The 15,298-nt window shown below is 71.8% G+C and carries 14 protein-coding genes and 1 pseudogene; 5 read left to right on the forward strand and 10 right to left on the reverse strand.

Annotated elements, in window-relative coordinates; all coding sequences use genetic code 11:
* Positions 1-50: 50 nt before the first annotated feature.
* From BSL84_RS14510 to BSL84_RS14525, 4 genes are all read right to left on the reverse strand, one after another.
* Positions 51-539: an ATP-binding protein gene (locus tag BSL84_RS14510; RefSeq protein WP_030033341.1), complete on the reverse strand. Its 489-nt coding sequence runs from the start codon at positions 537-539 to the stop codon at positions 51-53.
* Positions 540-864: 325 nt separating this feature from the next.
* Positions 865-1,761 (reverse strand): acyl-CoA dehydrogenase family protein, encoded by an 897-nt coding sequence (locus tag BSL84_RS14515; RefSeq protein WP_075970495.1) that lies wholly within the window; start codon positions 1,759-1,761, stop codon positions 865-867.
* Positions 1,762-1,766: 5 nt separating this feature from the next.
* The gene (locus BSL84_RS14520; RefSeq protein WP_030029580.1) at positions 1,767-2,933 is read right to left on the reverse strand and encodes an acyl-CoA dehydrogenase; all 1,167 of its coding nucleotides are present in this window, start codon (positions 2,931-2,933) and stop codon (positions 1,767-1,769) included.
* Entirely contained in the window at positions 2,933-4,171 is a 1,239-nt protein-coding gene (locus BSL84_RS14525) for an amidohydrolase family protein (protein ID WP_075970496.1), read from the reverse strand. The genes BSL84_RS14520 and BSL84_RS14525 overlap by 1 nt, the downstream gene beginning before the upstream one ends.
* A 169-nt stretch (positions 4,172-4,340) precedes the next feature.
* Here BSL84_RS14525 and BSL84_RS14530 point away from each other — a divergent pair, with 169 nt between their 5' ends.
* Both BSL84_RS14530 and BSL84_RS14535 read left to right on the forward strand, forming a co-directional pair.
* Entirely contained in the window at positions 4,341-5,894 is a 1,554-nt protein-coding gene (locus BSL84_RS14530; RefSeq protein WP_075970497.1) for a class I adenylate-forming enzyme family protein, read from the forward strand.
* A gap of 548 nt (positions 5,895-6,442) precedes the next feature.
* On the forward strand, positions 6,443-6,910 hold the full coding sequence (locus BSL84_RS14535) for a hypothetical protein (protein WP_075970498.1): 468 nt from the start codon (positions 6,443-6,445) through the stop codon (positions 6,908-6,910).
* A gap of 9 nt (positions 6,911-6,919) precedes the next feature.
* On the opposite strand, the pseudogene BSL84_RS36995 reads toward BSL84_RS14535, so the two are convergent.
* A pseudogene (locus BSL84_RS36995) lies at positions 6,920-7,126 on the reverse strand (NUDIX hydrolase); the annotation flags it as partial.
* 19 nt (positions 7,127-7,145) lie between these two features.
* Here BSL84_RS36995 and BSL84_RS14545 point away from each other — a divergent pair.
* The gene (locus BSL84_RS14545; protein ID WP_053613801.1) at positions 7,146-7,355 is read left to right on the forward strand and encodes a hypothetical protein; all 210 of its coding nucleotides are present in this window, start codon (positions 7,146-7,148) and stop codon (positions 7,353-7,355) included.
* A gap of 632 nt (positions 7,356-7,987) precedes the next feature.
* Here BSL84_RS14545 and BSL84_RS14555 read toward each other — a convergent pair.
* Both BSL84_RS14555 and BSL84_RS14560 read right to left on the reverse strand, forming a co-directional pair.
* Positions 7,988-9,241, reverse strand: a complete 1,254-nt coding sequence (locus BSL84_RS14555) for a zf-HC2 domain-containing protein (protein WP_075970500.1) — start codon at positions 9,239-9,241, stop codon at positions 7,988-7,990.
* A complete protein-coding gene (locus tag BSL84_RS14560; RefSeq protein WP_030031200.1) occupies positions 9,238-9,816 on the reverse strand; it encodes a sigma factor in 579 nt (192 codons plus the stop codon). Before BSL84_RS14560 ends, BSL84_RS14555 begins: the two co-directional genes overlap by 4 nt.
* A gap of 301 nt (positions 9,817-10,117) precedes the next feature.
* Between BSL84_RS14560 and BSL84_RS14565 the strand changes: the two genes are divergently transcribed.
* On the forward strand, positions 10,118-10,636 hold the full coding sequence (locus BSL84_RS14565; protein ID WP_030031201.1) for an EF-hand domain-containing protein: 519 nt from the start codon (positions 10,118-10,120) through the stop codon (positions 10,634-10,636).
* Between the two features lie 361 nt (positions 10,637-10,997).
* Here the strand turns inward: BSL84_RS14565 and purU are convergent, their stop codons facing one another.
* The gene (gene purU / locus BSL84_RS14570) at positions 10,998-11,882 is read right to left on the reverse strand and encodes a formyltetrahydrofolate deformylase (protein WP_030031202.1); all 885 of its coding nucleotides are present in this window, start codon (positions 11,880-11,882) and stop codon (positions 10,998-11,000) included.
* 14 nt (positions 11,883-11,896) lie between these two features.
* Positions 11,897-12,343 (reverse strand): SCO4402 family protein, encoded by a 447-nt coding sequence (locus BSL84_RS14575; RefSeq protein WP_030031203.1) that lies wholly within the window; start codon positions 12,341-12,343, stop codon positions 11,897-11,899.
* A 195-nt stretch (positions 12,344-12,538) separates the two neighbouring features.
* Between BSL84_RS14575 and BSL84_RS14580 the strand changes: the two genes are divergently transcribed.
* Positions 12,539-13,864, forward strand: coding sequence for an ABC transporter substrate-binding protein (locus BSL84_RS14580; RefSeq protein WP_075972099.1), 1,326 nt, complete (start codon positions 12,539-12,541; stop codon positions 13,862-13,864).
* A gap of 21 nt (positions 13,865-13,885) precedes the next feature.
* Here the strand turns inward: BSL84_RS14580 and BSL84_RS14585 are convergent, their stop codons facing one another.
* A complete protein-coding gene (locus tag BSL84_RS14585; protein WP_234363465.1) occupies positions 13,886-15,169 on the reverse strand; it encodes a hypothetical protein in 1,284 nt (427 codons plus the stop codon).
* Positions 15,170-15,298 lie beyond the last annotated feature (129 nt).

Raw genomic sequence — 15,298 nt, forward strand, 5'->3', positions numbered from 1 at the left:
AATCGCTCCACACCAGGGTGATCAACACGTGACGAACCGTCAACACCTCGTTAGAGGTACACGCGCGGTTCCCGCACCGAAGTGTGAACTTCCGACGTGCGGCACGAGGCGTCCGCCGAGGCGCCGCTCGTCGCGGCATCCGACTCGGCCTTGCACGCGCGGTCGATCTCGCACCAGATCCGCTTGCCCGCGCCCTCGCGCTGCCAGCCCCACCGGTCGGCCAGGCCGTCCACCAGCTCCAGACCGCGCCCGCCGGTGTCCTCCCCGCACGCCTGCCGGCGGGCCGGCGCCCGGTCGCTCGCGTCGGCCACCTCCACACGCACCCCCGGCCCCCCGAACAGCATGCGCAGCACGGCCGGACAGCCCGTGTGCACGACCGCGTTCGTGACCAGCTCGGAGATCAGCAGGATCAGTGTCTCCGCGAGCGGCTCGTCGTCCCCTATGCCCGATCCCGCCAGCCGCGACCGCGCCCAGCGGCGGGCCCGGCCGACTTCGGCGGGATCCGCGCCAACCTCCAGCTGAACCTGAAGCACCTGCACCGCTCACACCATCCGAACCGGCGGACACTTCGCCTCACGACGGGGCGGGATCACCGACCGTGACCCCCTTGCGTAGCAGCATGGTTGACGTACAGTCACCGGAACAAGCGCTTCGGGCATATTCCCGCGCGAAGGAGTAGGCGTGGTGCATACTGTGCGACGCTCACGCCGCTCAACCGCTCGCATTCGTGGGAGCGTACCGGAGTAGCCCCCCGACTCCAGGCCGTAATGCCGCGGACTCAGGACACAAAGCGATATCGACTCTCCGTAATCGGACATGCGTCCCGCGCCGTTGTCCCCGCACCCCTCCCCGCGCCCGTGCCGGTCATCCCGCCGAGGCCAGCAGCTCCGCCGCCAGCAGCTCCTCGGCCTCGGCCGCGGTCCGCCACTGCTCGGCCCGCACCCAGGCCCGCTTCAGGTACAGGTGCACGTCCGCCTCCCACGTGAAGCCCATACCGCCGTGCGCCTGCAGGCAGTCGCGGGCGCCCCGGACGGCGGCCTCGTCCGCCAGCAGCTTCGCCGCCGCCACCTCTCCCGGCCCGCCCGTCACCGCCGCCGCGTACACCGCCGTACGGGCCACCTCCGCCCGCACCAGCATCCGCGCGCACAGGTGCTTCACCGCCTGGAACGCCCCGATCGGCTGCCCGAACTGCTCGCGCTCACCCGCGTACCGCACCGCCAGCTCCACCGTCCGCAGCGCGCTCCCGACCTGGAGCGCGGCCGTCAGCAGCGCCCCCTCCGTCGCGTACGCGCCGGCGTCCCCGCGCGACGCGACCCGGTGCAGCGGCGTCAGCGGGTCCGCCGAGCGCACCGGCTCGCCGTCAGGGAGGACGGCCGCGCCGAGCACGGCGTCGGCCTCCCCCAGGTGCGTGACCAGGTCCCCGCCCAGGTCGAAGGCGGTCACCACCGCGGTCCCCGCCGCGGCTCCCGGCACCACCCCGGCGGCCAGGTGCGTCGCCACCAGCGGCCCCGGCACCAGTGCCCGCCCCGCCTCCTCGAAGACGAGCACCGCCTCGGGCAGCCCCAGCCCCACACCGCCCTCGGACTCCGGGAGCCGCAGCGCGAAGAAGCCCGCCTCGCCCAGCTCCCGCCACAGCCCGCGGTCCACGGCGACGCCCGAGTCCACGGAGGCGCGCAGCGCCTCCCGCCCGTACCGGCCCTCCAGCAGGCCCCGTACGCCCGCGCGCAGCGCCCGCTGGTCCTCCGTCGGCTGGAAGTCCATCCCGCTCACCGGCCCTTCGGGAGGCCGAGGATCCGCTCGGCGACGATGTTCCGCTGAATTTGCGAGGTGCCCGCCGCGATCGTGTACGAGAGGGAGGACAGCCGGTCCAGGGTCCACTCCTCCTCCAGGGTCAGCGACGCCGCCCCCAGGACCTCGGCGGCCGTGTCGTACAGCTCCTGGCGGGCGTGGGAGTAGGCGAGCTTGAAGACCGAGCCGCCGATGCCGGGGACCCCGCCCGGGGACCGCTGCGCCTCGCTCACGTTCCACTGGGTCAGCCGCCACAGCGCGCCGAACTCGCCGTACAGCCTGCCGAGACGGCGCCGCAGCGCCGGATCGTCCCAGCGGCCGTTCGCCTTCGCCGTACGGGCCAGCTCGCGCAGGGTCCGGCGGCAGGCGACGACCTCGCCGACGAAGGCGGTGCCCCGTTCGAAGGAGAGGGTGACCATGGTGACGCGCCAGCCGTCGTTCTCCGCGCCGACCCGGTCGGCGACCGGGACCCGTACCTCGTCGAGGAACACCTCGGCGAACTCCGTCGACCCGGCGAGCGTGCGCAGCGGCCGTACGGTCACGCCCGGCGCGTCCATCCGCATGGCCAGCCAGGAGATCCCGCGGTGCTTGGGGAACTCGGCGCTGACGGGCTGCGTGCGTACGAGCAGTTCGCACCAGTCGGCGACCTCCGCGTGCGAGGTCCAGATCTTCGAGCCGGTGACGACGTAGTCGTCGCCGTCGCGGACCGCGCGGGTGCGCAGGGAGGCCAGGTCGGAGCCTGCGCCCGGTTCGCTGAAGCCCTGGCACCACACCTCGTCGCCGCGCAGTACGGGCGGCAGCCAGCGCGCGCGCTGTGCGGCCGTGCCCTCGGCGGCGATGGTCGGGCCGGCGTGCAGCAGTCCGACGAAGTTCGCGCCGACGTACGGGGCGCCGGCGCGTTCGGTCTCCTCCAGGAAGATCAGGTGCTGGGTCGGGGTGGCGCCGCGGCCGCCCGCCTCGGCGGGCCAGTGCAGGCCGGCGTACCCGGCCTCGTACAGCCTGCGCTGCCAGCCCAGGTCGTAGGCGCGGCGGCCCGGCCAGTCGTCCGGGGTGGGCCGGGCGGGGAGCTCGGGGAGGGTCTTGGCGAGCCACTCGCGCAGCCGTGCCCGGAAGTCCCGCTCCTCGTCGGTGTACGCCAGGTCCATCAGCGGCCCGCGCCCGTGCTCTTGCTCCGGCCCAGCTCACGGCCCCGGTTCCGGTCCAGATCGAGACCGAGCATGCGGATGGCGTTGCCGCGCATCAGCTTGTAGACGGTCTCCTCGTCCAGTCCCCGCACGTGGTCGAGGGCGACCTCCTTGGTGTGCGGGAAGGTCGAGTCCACGTGCGGGTAGTCGGTCTCGAAGGTGGCGTTGTCGCGGCCGACGACGTCCAGCGAGGCGATGCCGTGCTTGTCGCGGAAGAAGCAGCAGAAGATCTGCCGGTAGTAGTAGGTCGAGGGCGGTTCGGGGATCAGGTCGCGCACCCCGCCCCACGCCCGGTGCTCCTCCCACACGTCGTCCGCGCGCTCCAGGGCGTACGGGATCCAGCCCATCTGCCCCTCGCTGTAGGCCAGCTTGAGCGTCGGGAACTTCACCAGGACGCCGCTGAAGAGGAAGTCCATCATCGAGGCCATCGCGTTGTTGAAGCTGAGCGACGCCTGCACGGCGGGCGGGGCGTCCGGGGAGGCCGCGGGCATCTGCGAGCTGGAGCCGATGTGCATGTTGACGACCGTGCCGGTCTCCTGGCAGGCGGCGAAGAAGGGGTCCCAGTAGCCGGAGTGGATCGACGGCAGGCCGAGGTGGGTGGGGATCTCGGAGAAGGTCACCGCGCGGACGCCGCGCGCCGCGTTGCGCCGGATCTCGGCCACCGCCAGGTCGATGTCCCACAGCGGGATGATGCACAGCGGGATCAGCCGGCCGCCGCTGTCGCCGCACCACTCCTCGACCATCCAGTCGTTGTAGGCGCGTACGCAGGCGAGGGCGACCTCCTTGTCGTGCGCCTCGGCGAAGGTCTGCCCGCAGAAGCGGGGGAAGGTCGGGAAGCACAGGGACGCCTCGACATGGTTGAGGTCCATGTCGGCGAGGCGCGCCTTGGGGTCCCAGCACCCCTGGCGCATCTCCTCGCGGGTGATCCCCTCCAGCGTCATGTCGTCGCGGTCGAAGCCGACGGCGGCGATGTTGCGCTTGTACGGGAACTTCAGGTCCTCGTAGATCCACCAGTCGGTCGGCGGGCCGTCCGGGTCCATGGTGATCACGTACCTGCCGCCGGTGTACCGGAGCTCGCCGATGCCGGCGGTGAGCGCCTTGGGGCCGCGGTCGCGGTACCTGGCGGGCAGCCAGACGTCGAACAGGTGCGCGGGTTCGATCACATGGTCGTCGACGCTGATGATCCGAGGCAGTTCCATGGGCTCCCCAATCCGGTGCCAGTACCAGTGCCGGTGCCGTGTCGATCTGATGGATCGTCAGAAACAAGCTAGCCCCGCCACCCCTGGACCGACAAGCGCCGGCGCCCTACGCTCTGCGCCAGATCTGACTAACCGTCAGTTATTGGCCGAGGAGAGGTCTGGGATCGGTATGACGGACACCGCGACCGCGACAGAACTGAGCCGCTCCCGCACCCTGTGGGAACTGATCACCCGCCGGGCCGCACTCACCCCGGACACCACCGCCCTCATCGAGGCCGCCGAAGACCCGGCCGCCGACCGCACCCTCACCTTCGGAGAACTGCGCGACCGCTCCGAACGCGTCGCCGCAGGCCTGTACGACATGGGTGTGCGCCCCGGCACCGTCGTCGCCTGGCAGCTCCCCACCCGCATCGAGACCGTCCTGCTCACCGTCGCCCTCGCCCGGCTCGGCGCCGTCCAGACCCCCGTCATCCCCTTCTACCGCGACCGCGAGGTCGGCTTCGCCCTGCGCGAGGCCAAGGCCGACTTCTTCGCGACACCCGGCGTGTGGCGCGGCCACGACTACCCCGCCATGGCCCGGCGGCTCGGGGCGCGCGGCGTCTTCGACGCGTACGACACCCTCCCCGACGGCGACCCGGACGTACTGCCCCCGCCGCCCGCCTACGGCACCGACGTCCGCTGGATCTACTGGACCTCCGGCACCACCTCCGACCCCAAGGGCGTCCTGCACACCGACCGCTCCCTCATCGCCGGCGGCTCCTGCCTCGCGCACGCCCTGCACCTGACCCCGTCCGACGTCGGCTCGATGGCCTTCCCCTACGCCCACATAGCCGGCCCGGACTACACCGTGATGCTGCTGCTCTACGGCTTCCCCGCGGTCCTCTTCGAGAAGTTCGCGATGCCGGACGCCCTGGACGGATACCGCCGCCACGGGGTCACCGTCGCCGGCGGGTCCACCGCCTTCTACTCCATGTTCCTCACGGAACAGCGCAAGGCCCCGGACGTCCCCCTCATCCCCACCCTCCGCCTCCTCGCCGGCGGCGGCGCCCCCAAACCGCCCGAGGTCTACCACGCGGTGATACGCGAACTGGGCTGTCAGCTCACCCACGGATACGGCATGACCGAAGTCCCCATGATCACCATGGGCGCCCCGGACGACACCCCCGAACACCTCGCCACCACCGAGGGCCGCCCCCCGCAGGGCATGTCCATCCGCATCACCACACCCGACGGCACCCCGCTCCCCGCGGAGACCGACGGAGAGGTGCGCCTGCGCGGGGAGGCCGTCTGCCAGGGCTACCTGAACCGGGACCAGTCGGCCGAGGTCTTCGACCACGACGGCTACCTGATCACCGGCGACCTCGGCCACCTGACCAGGGACGGCTACCTGGTCCTCACCGGCCGCAGCAAGGACGTCATCATCCGCAAGGGCGAGAACATCTCGGCCAAGGAGATCGAGGACCTCCTCCACCGCCTCCCGGGCGTCGCGGACGTGGCCGTCATCGGCCTCCCGGACCAGACCCGCGGCGAACGCGTCTGCGCGGTCGTCGAACAACCCGAGGGAGCGGCCCCCCTCACCCTCCCCCAGCTCACGGCCTACCTCCGCGCGGAGGGCCTGGCGACCCACAAACTCCCCGAGCAACTGGAACTCCTCGACGCCCTCCCCCGCAACGAAGCCCTGCGCAAGGTCCTCAAGTACAAGCTCCGGGAGCGGTACGCGTAGAGCGGGGTGGGGGGGCGGGGGAACAGGGCGGGAGCTATCGGATCGGCGACGGACGGGCGCCGGAACTCCCCCAGACCGGGACCCACCCGGACGGCACCACACAGCACGAGGCGGTGCGGAGGGCGGGAGCCACCCGGACGGCATCAGAGCCGTCCTGGGGGTTTCCCGTCAGTCCCATCGTCTCTCCGCGTCGGACCGGCCCCTCAAGGGCGCTCCCTACGGTCGCGTCGCTACGCGATGTCGCTGCGCTCCACCCTTGACCGCCCGCCCCGCCCCGGAAATACGAGGACAGCCGGGAACCCCCAAAGGAACGGGCCGGTCTCAGCTTTCAGGGACGGGGCGTCGGCCCTGCGCGGGCGGAGCCCGGGGCGCGTCCAATCGCTACGCGCTCCTGACGGACGGCGTCAGCGAGCCCCGTGGGCTGGACATAAGCCGCCATCGATCGCTACGCGCTTCTCGATCACGCGTCCGCAGACCGTCCGAGGCGGGGCCTTCGTCCCTCTTGCGGGCGATGGTAGACAGGGCAGTTTCGAAGTAGTTTCAAGTTCATGAGCGCAGACAACGCTGCCGTGAACTTCTCCGAGCTGGTCAACAAGAACAAACAGACGCTGGCACGGTTGAAGGAATCACCACGGCTTCTGCTGCACCGTAGAGACGGTGAGGATCTGGTCCTCACCACGGCTGCCAAGGCTGAGCAGGACCAAACCGTGGTGTCGGCTGCCTCGCGGATGCTGTCAGCCATGGCGAGGCGAGAGCCCGGCAGCATGGAGTTGCTCCTCGACATACTGCCGGAGGCATTTCCCTGGGTCCGCTTCCTTCCCGAACCAGATGTCCATGCCTTCGCTGTCGAACTGGTCGACACCATGCGTGCTGCGGACTCGATCGGCAACAACGCGTCCGTCGCCCAAATGCTCACCGCTTGGCAGCACACGGCGGAGGTCCATTCCGACCCTGTTCTCTTGGCCGCACTGAACCAGGACCACGGAACGGACTACGGCCCGGTACCCCACCCGTAGTGGGACGGCTCAACGGATGACAGGCCCGCGACCGGCGCGCCAGTCGTCGATGCGCTTGCGGATGCTGGGCACCATCTGGAGATCGTCCGTGTCCTCGGGCGGAAACCAGGCGACCTCAAGTGACTCGTCGGACGTCCGGAGGGTTCCTCCCATGGGTCGGGCGAGAAGACAGATGGAGAACTCCTGCCGCACTTCCCCGTCGTCGTAGGCGAAGACACCTTGAAGCGAGAAGCCGATGAGTGACCGATACGAGTACGTACCGCATCGACTCCTGCGCCACCCCGTCCGCGACATCGCCTCTGGCGTAGAGGGTGAGCTGATGGCCGTGATCAATGAGAATGTTTCAGACTCGGGCCGTGAGCACTGGGTCGAGCTGGCCTACATCCGTGGGGCATCCGGCCGCGAGTTCACCACGTCCGTCTCCAACGTCGAGCCCGCCGGCTGAGCTCGATCGGATGTGTCGCACCCCAAACCCATCCGAGCCGCAGACGCCGAACTCCATTCGTGGGTGGCGGTCTGTGCGGCTTATGCCCAGCCCAAGGGACTCGCAGGCGCCGTCCGTAAGGAGCGCGTAGCGATTGGGGGCGGCCTATGTCCGGCCACAGGGGCTCGCAGGCGCCGTCTGCCAGGAGCGCGTAGCGATAAGACGCGCCCGGGCTCCGCCCGCGCAGGGCAATCGCCCCGTCTCTGAAAAGGAACACCCGGCCCGTTCCTTTGGGGGCTTCCCGGCAGTCTTTCGGATTTCCGTGGCGGGACGGGCGGTCAAGGGTGGCCGAAGACCATCGCGAAGCGACGCGACGAAGGAGCGCCCTTGACGGGCCGGCCCGACGCGGAGAGACGATGGGACTGACGGGAAACCCCTAAACCCTCCCTGATCCCGCCCGAGTGGATCGACCTCACCGAAGCCCCCCGCCCGGCAAGCCACCGGCCTCCGCGCCACCGCCGCCGGCGGCGGGTGGGCAACCACCCGCCGCCGGCGGCGGGTGGGCAACCACCGACCCGGGGCGGCGGAGCCGCGGGGGTGGGGTCGCCGAGTGCGTTGGCGCCCGTACTCGCACCCCCGGCCCCCCGCACCCCCTACAGGCGGCTCAGGGAGGCCGCCGCGAAGAGGACGTCGCGGATCGCCTCGCGGTCGCCGTGTTGGCCTACCGCCGCGTCCTCCGGCGAGATGTGGCCGGCCGCCAGCTGGCAGAACTCAAGGCCGTCCAGGGCGATCTCCGCCACCGTGCGTTCCGCCGACGGTTTCGCGCCGGGCGAGTCCAGGGCGATGTCCCAGCCGCCGCCACCCGCGCCCTCGATCTCCAGGTGCAGGGTCCGCCCGGGCGCTCCCGCCGCGACCAGGCCGCGCGCCGGGGCCGCCAGGCCCGCGCGGCGCCGCTGGGCGAGCGCACCCGGCAGCAGTCGCGCCGCCAGGTCGATCATCCGGTGCAGGTGCGGCCCGGACGGCGGCTCGTACGGGTAGTCCACCGCGTCGGCGATGTCCCACGCGTGCACCCAGCACTCGAAGGCGCGCTCCAGGAAGGCGTCACCGAGCGGCAGGGCGAAACTGCCGTAGTCCACGGCGAGTTCGGCGACGCCGCGACCGGCGAAGGAGACCGTACGAACCAGGGTGTGGCCCTGTTGCCGCCACGGCTCGCGTACCTGGCGCGTCGCCGGATACGACGACGCGCCCCAGAAGTGCTCCGTCCGCACGGTCGGACCGCCCGGCGGCGCGTCCGCTCCCAGCGGGTCGTCCAGTCCGAGCGCGGTGGCGATCAGCCCGTCGACCGTCATGAGGTGGCCGATCACGCCCGCCACCGTGGTCCGGTGCGAGCGGTGCCGTTCCTCCTCGAACCACTTCAGGCGTACCGGGGTGTGCCACTCGGAGTCGCCGAAGTCCTGGAGCAGGGCGTCGAGGCGCGCGGTCTCGGTGTCGTACGGGCTCGCCCACCCCGGCACCGGGATGCGGGCCGGGCGCTTGCCGAGGCAGTCCTCCAGCACGCGCGAGCGCAGCAGCGGTTTGAGGTCGAGGGTCTCCTCCGGGTGCAGCAGCCCGACCGCGTCGCGCAGCCGCAGCGCCTCCTCCGCGCAGGGCGCGCACTCGGTGAGGTGGTCCTCCACCGCCCGGGTCTCCTCGGCCGAGCAGGCGGCCAGCGCCCACGCGCCGAGCAGGGACTTCAGTACGGCGTGGGAGGGCGGCGGCGGTGCGGGTTCCGTCGGCAGCGGCAGGGGCAGGGGCCTCGGCGCGTGTCCCGGGTCGAGGTCGTCGGCGGCCCCGCGCGGGCCCGGTATCCGGGCCTGGCCGCCCGGCCGCTCGTATCCGTCGTCGGGCGACTGGGCGGGGCCGTTCATCGGGGTGTTCCGTATTCGCGCGGGCCGTAACCGGGCTGGGTGGCGTCCTCCGGCGGGAGGGCGTTGGCGGTCGACAGCAGCTGGAGCCCGAGCCGCAGCCTGCGGCGCGCCTCGTCCTCGCTGATCCGGAGGTCGGCGGCGGCCTGGCGGTAGTCGCGGCGTTTGAAGTACGCGAGTTCCAGCGCGGCCCGCAGCGGCGCGGGCATGGACGTCACGATGTAGTCCGCGCGGGCGGCGGCGTTGGCGGTGCGCACCTTCTGTTCCAGCTCCTCGCGGGAGCCCCGGCCCAGTTCGGCCTGGCGCAGTCGGGCCACCGCCTGGCCCTGGGTGATCCGGGCGACCCAGGAGCGCATGGAGCCCTGTTTGGGGTCGTAGGCGTCCGGGTTCTCCCAGATGTAGCCGAAGACTTCGCGGGTGATGCGGTCCGCCGCCTTCTCGTCGCCCAGGACGCGGTGCGCCAGGCTGTGCACGAGCGAGGCGAAGCGGTCGTAGAGCTCACCGAGCGCGGCGGCCTCGCCGCGGGCCAGGCGCTGCTGCATGCGGCGGTCCCAGCGCGGTGGTACGTCCTTCGGCATAAGTGCCCCCAGCCGTGTGTCGACGCAACGAATGTAGTGGGCACATGGCGGATCGCGCCTGTTTTGGCGGAAGCTCCCCTCCGAAGTAGGCCCTGCGTGATAGGGGCGTCGCACGGCGTGAACGGTGGTGCGGCCGAGGGCACATGGGTACACGCGTACGCGCCCCGCCGCGCTCCCCGTGCGCGGGTTCGATGCGGCCACCTGCTTGACCGCTTCGCTTAACGTGCAGGCCAACTAGGCCGTACGCTCCTGCCTTGTCTTGATCTGAACCCCACGCACACGTGAAGGTGGAACGCCGCATATGGACAGCGCAGAATACGAGCGCAAGATCGCCGCCCGATTCGCCACCTTCGACCAGGACGGATCCGGCTTCATCGACCGGGAGGACTTCAGCGCGGCCGCCAAGGCCGTCCTGGCCGAATTCGGTACCGCCGCACGGTCGGAGAAGGGCCAGGCCGTCTTCGGCGGCGCCGAGGCGTTCTGGCAGGGAATGGCGGGAATCGCGGACGTCGACGGGGACCAGCGGGTCTCCCGCGAGGAGTTCATCACCGGGGCGGCCAAGCGGCTGCGGGACAACCCGCAGCGGTTCGCGGAGATCGCACGGCCGTTCCTGCGGGCCGTGATCGCGGTGGCGGACGAGGACGGCCTCGGCGCGACGCCGTCGGCCGCGGCCCGGGTGCTGCGTGTCCTCGGGACCGCGCCCGAGCCGGCCGAGCAGGTGGCGCTGGGCCTCGACACCGACGGCGACGGCCGCATCTCGGAGGACGAGATCCTGGCGGCCTTCGCCTCGTACTGCGGTGTGGAGGCCCCGGACGCGTGACGCCGGCGGCAGGCTCGCACGGATCCGGGTGACGGGCGGGCCGGGCGGGTGCCGCGCTGGATGACCGTCACCCGCCGAGCCTGCTGCGCGGATCCGGGGTCGCAGCTCAGGGCGCCCCGGCGGCGCCCTGTCCTGCCGGACGGGCACGTACCCGGCGCGGCAGCCGGAGCCTCGCCACGGGGCCGGGCAGGGACGGGAGGACGGGCCGGTGCCACGCGCCGCAGGCGCGCCGCACCGCGCTTCAGGCCGCCGCCCGGCCGGGCCCCGTACGACCAGGACCGGCCCCCGGGCGGCCCGTACGACCACAGGACCGCCCGAAGCCGGGCCCGTACGGTCAGGACCCGCCCGGGCGGGGCCGGGGTCAGGCGAAGACGACCGTGCGGGAGCCGTTGAGCAGTACGCGGTGCTCGCTGTGCCACTTCACCGCGCGCGCGAGCGCCTGGCACTCCACGTCGCGTCCGATCGCGACCAGCTGGTCCGGGGTGACCTCGTGGCCCACCCGCTCGACCTCCTGCTCGATGATCGGCCCCTCGTCGAGGTCCGCCGTCACGTAGTGCGCGGTGGCGCCGATCAGCTTCACTCCGCGCGCGTGCGCCTGGTGGTACGGCTTCGCGCCCTTGAAGCTCGGCAGGAACGAGTGGTGGATGTTGATGATCCGCCCGCTCAGCTCCTGGCACAGGGTGTCGGACAGCACCTGCATGTACCGCGCCAGCACCACCAGCTCGACGTTCTCGGCGCGCACCAGTTCCAGCAGCTGCGCCTCGGCCTGGGCCTTGGTGTCCTTGGTCACGGGGATGTGCACGAACGGCACGTCGTACGAGGCGACCAGTTCGGCGAAGTCGGTGTGGTTGGAGACCACGGCCGCGATCTCGACCGGCAGGGCCCCGATCCGGGAGCGGAACAGCAGGTCGTTGAGGCAGTGCCCGAACTTGGACACCATCAGGATGATCCGCATGCGCTCCTCGGAGCGGTGGATCTCCCAGTCCATCTTGAAGGACTCGCCGATCGCGGCGAAGCTCGCCCGCAGCTTCTCCACCGTCACCGTGGGCTCGGCCTCGAAGTGCACCCGCATGAAGAAGAGCCCGGTCTCCCGGTCTCCGAACTGCTGGCTGTCCACGATGTTGCAGCCGGTCATGAACAGGTAGCTCGACACGGCGTGCACGATGCCCTGCTTGTCGGGGCAGGACACGGTCAGGACGTACTGGGGCTGCTGCTGGGCCTGGGCCTCGTTGTGCGGGTCGCTCATGACCGCACAGCCTTTCACACCGCGCGGGTGAGGATCTTCAGGACTTCCAGCGAGGTGGGACGTACGTCCGGGTCGTCCCCGTCGGCCTGCGCGAGCCGTACGTGCGCCTCGCGCGCGGCGCGGACCGCCTCGGGCCACGCGTGGTGCTCCAGGTAGACGGAGACGGGGGCGTCGGGGCCGACCTGGTGGAGGATCCGGAGCACGCGCAGCACGGCGAGGTCGACGAGGGCCGCTTCCTGCGAGTCGCGGAAGATCGTGCCGACGTACTTCTCCGCCGACCAGCTGTCGAGCCAGGTGTCCTCGACGAGCCGGTACACGGCGTCGGTGACGTCGCCGTACCCTTCGGCGCCGGCGAGCCAGGTGTCCTCGTGGAAGGCCGGATCGGAAAGCATGTGCAGCGCCGAGCGCACGTTGCTGCGCCAGCGCCACCACGGCATGTCGTTCAGGGGCATGCCGCCCATGGTGGAGGAGCGGCCGCCGCGTTTGGAAGAGTTCTTCGAACCTTGGGCGAATGTCACGCTTTCGATCGTACGTTCCTGGTCAGAGGGATCTTGAAGCGCCCGAGGGGACCGAGCCCCCGTAGTTCACCGCGGTGTCACCGGATGTTGCGACCGTCTCACTCGGCAGTTACCTGTGGGGCGGAATGGTGCATGGACATGACCATCTCGCGATGTGCAGCATCCCTCCCGCGCACTCTCGTGGCCACGGCGACGGGTGTCTGCCTGCTGGCCGGGTGCGGGGCGCTACCCGGGGGCTCGGGGGGCTCGGGGGGCTCGGGGGGCTCGGGGGGCTCCGGGAGGACGATCACCGTCATGACCTTCGCGCCGGAGGGGACCCAGGCCACCAACATGCCGGGCATGACCGGGATGGCCAAGGCCTACGAGCGCTGGGCGAACACCAGGGGCGGCCTCAACGGTCACAGGCTCCGCGTGCTGACCTGCAACGAGAAGAACACGCCCGGCGGTGCCGCCGACTGCGCCCGCCAGGCTGTCGCCGAGAACGCCGTCGCTGTCGTCGGCTCCTACAGCCAGCACGGCCGCGCCTTCATGGCCCCGCTGGAGGCGGAGGGCATCCCCTTCGTCGGCGGCTACGGAGTCTCCTCCGAGGAGTTCCAGTCGCCGCTCTCCTACCCGGTCAACGGCGGCCAGCCCGTCCTGATCGCCGGCGCCGGCCACCAGCTGAGCCGCGCCTGCGACCAGGTGGCCCTGGTACGGCCCGACACCCTCGCCGGCGACACCCTGCCGGTCATGCTCAACGCGGGGCTGCGCGCCAACAAGATGGCCGACGCCGCCGACATCCTGGCCGCGGAGGACTCCGCCGACTTCAAGCCGCAGGCGGGCGAGGCCATCGCGCACACCACCGGCACCGGCACCGGCAAGGAGAGGGAGGGCAAGGCGAGGGGCTGCGTCACCGCGGTCCTCGGCGAGCGCACCGAGACGTTCTTCGACGCCTTCCGCCGCACCGAGCCGCAGCGCAGCAAGCCGCAGATCTCCTCGGTGCTGGGCAGTGTCAGCCAGTCCCTGGTGGACCGCACGGGCGGCCGGGAGAGCCCCTTCGAGGGCGCCTACGTGACGAGCTGGTACCCGGTGGCCTCCGATCCCCTCTGGGAGCCGATGCGCAGGGTCGTCGCCGACTTCGCCTTCGGCGACGACACCGTAGACCCCGACGACAGCGGGGTGCAGACCACCTGGATCGCGTACACGGTGCTGGGCGAGATCATGAACCGCTTCGGCAAGGAGGAGAGCATCGACGCCCGCAGGATCAGGCGGTCGCTGAACGAGGCCCGGCCGGTGCGGACCGCCGGCCTGACCCCGGACCTGAGCTGGCGCTCCGAGGACATGCGGGCCGTCGCCGGCTTCCCCCGCATCGTCAACGGCCGGGTCACCTTCCAGGTCGTGCGCGACGGGCGGCTCGTGGCGCAGCCGGGCGAGCAGCCCATGGACATGACGCCGACGCTGGTACAGGCGCCGCGCACGGCCTGACGGGGCCTCGCGGCCGCTGGTTCACAGCTGGGACTTGTCGCGCTTGGTGAGTCCGTACTTGGCCGCGATCGTGTTCCACATGGTCGCGGCCGATTCCTTGGCCTTGGTCGCCTCGCCGCTCGACTTGTTGCCCTCGGAGGCGTTCTTGGTGGCTTTCGCCTTGCCGTCCTTGCACTTGTCGTCGTCCACGTCGTCCGCCCAGGCGGCGTAGCTGTTGTCGGCGTCCGCAGAGGCCTGCCAGGCCTTGGTCAGGGCGGCGGACAGCCTGGCGTGGTTGGGGAGCTTGTCGACCTTCAACTCCTGCAGGCGGGTGATCAGTTCCTCGCGCTGGCGGGCCGCGGCGCGCAGGTCCGAGGACGCCTGGTCGAGGTTGGAACAGCCCTTGATGTCCTCCACGGCCTTGATCACCGAGGCGCGGCTGTCGTTGCTGTCCGCGAGGAGCTTGTCCAACTGGACGGCCTGCGGGCGGGCCGGGTCGACGGGTGCCTCGCCGGCGGGCGCGGCGGAGCCGGCGCTCGCGGTCGGCGCGACGGGCACGGCGCCGGGGTCGTTGTTCTGGGGCTTGCCGTCGCCGAGCAGCGAGCCGACGCCGAGGCCGACGACGGCGAGGCCGACGACGACGGCGCCGATGATCGCGGGCGAGACCTTGCGGGACGGCTCCTCCGGCGGGGGCGGGGCCGGGGCGTACTGCGGGTGCGCGTGCGCGTGCGGTGGTACGGGGGCCTGCGCGCGCGGCGGGTAGGGGCGCTGCGGCGGCCGGCCGCGCAGGACGGGCTCCTGTACGGGCGGCAGGTGCTGGGTCTGGCCGGCGGAGTCGTCGCCGCGGAAGAGACCGTCGAAGCCCTCGACGGCGGAGGCGCCGGGGGATGCCGGGACCGGGGGGATGTACTGGGTGGCGGCCTCGTCGTGCCCGGGCGCGGCGGGGCCGGCCGGTACGGGCGGTATGTACTGCGTCGCGGCCTCGTCGTGCCCGGGGACGGCGGCGCCGGCCGGTACGGGCGGTATGTACTGCGTCGCCGCTTCGCCGGGCCCGGGAGCGGCGGGGACCGGCGGGATGTACTGGGTGGCGGCCTCGGGCAGCGGCGGGTAGCCGTAGCCGTGCGGTGCGCCGGGGCCCTCGTAGCCGGGACCGACCACGTGTCCGACCGCGGGCCCGGACTCGCCTTCCGGTGCGGGGTAGGCCTGCGGGTAGCCGTAGGCGGCCCCGGGGTGCGGCTGCTCCGGGTACGCCGGGTACCCGGACGCCGGGTCCGGATTCCACGGGGCACCGGGCTGCGGTGCGCCCCCTTGTCCGCTCTGCGTCACCAGGACTCCCTCTCCGACTCACCAGACGTACGGAACCGTCCGGCAACGCTACCTGCTCACGGGACGCAGCGGGGGCGGCGGAGCCCCGGCACACGGCCACCGCCACGGCCGCGGCCCCGCCGCCCCACC

Origin of the sequence: Streptomyces sp. TN58 (assembly GCF_001941845.1) — a bacterium.
Lineage (GTDB): Bacteria > Actinomycetota > Actinomycetes > Streptomycetales > Streptomycetaceae > Streptomyces.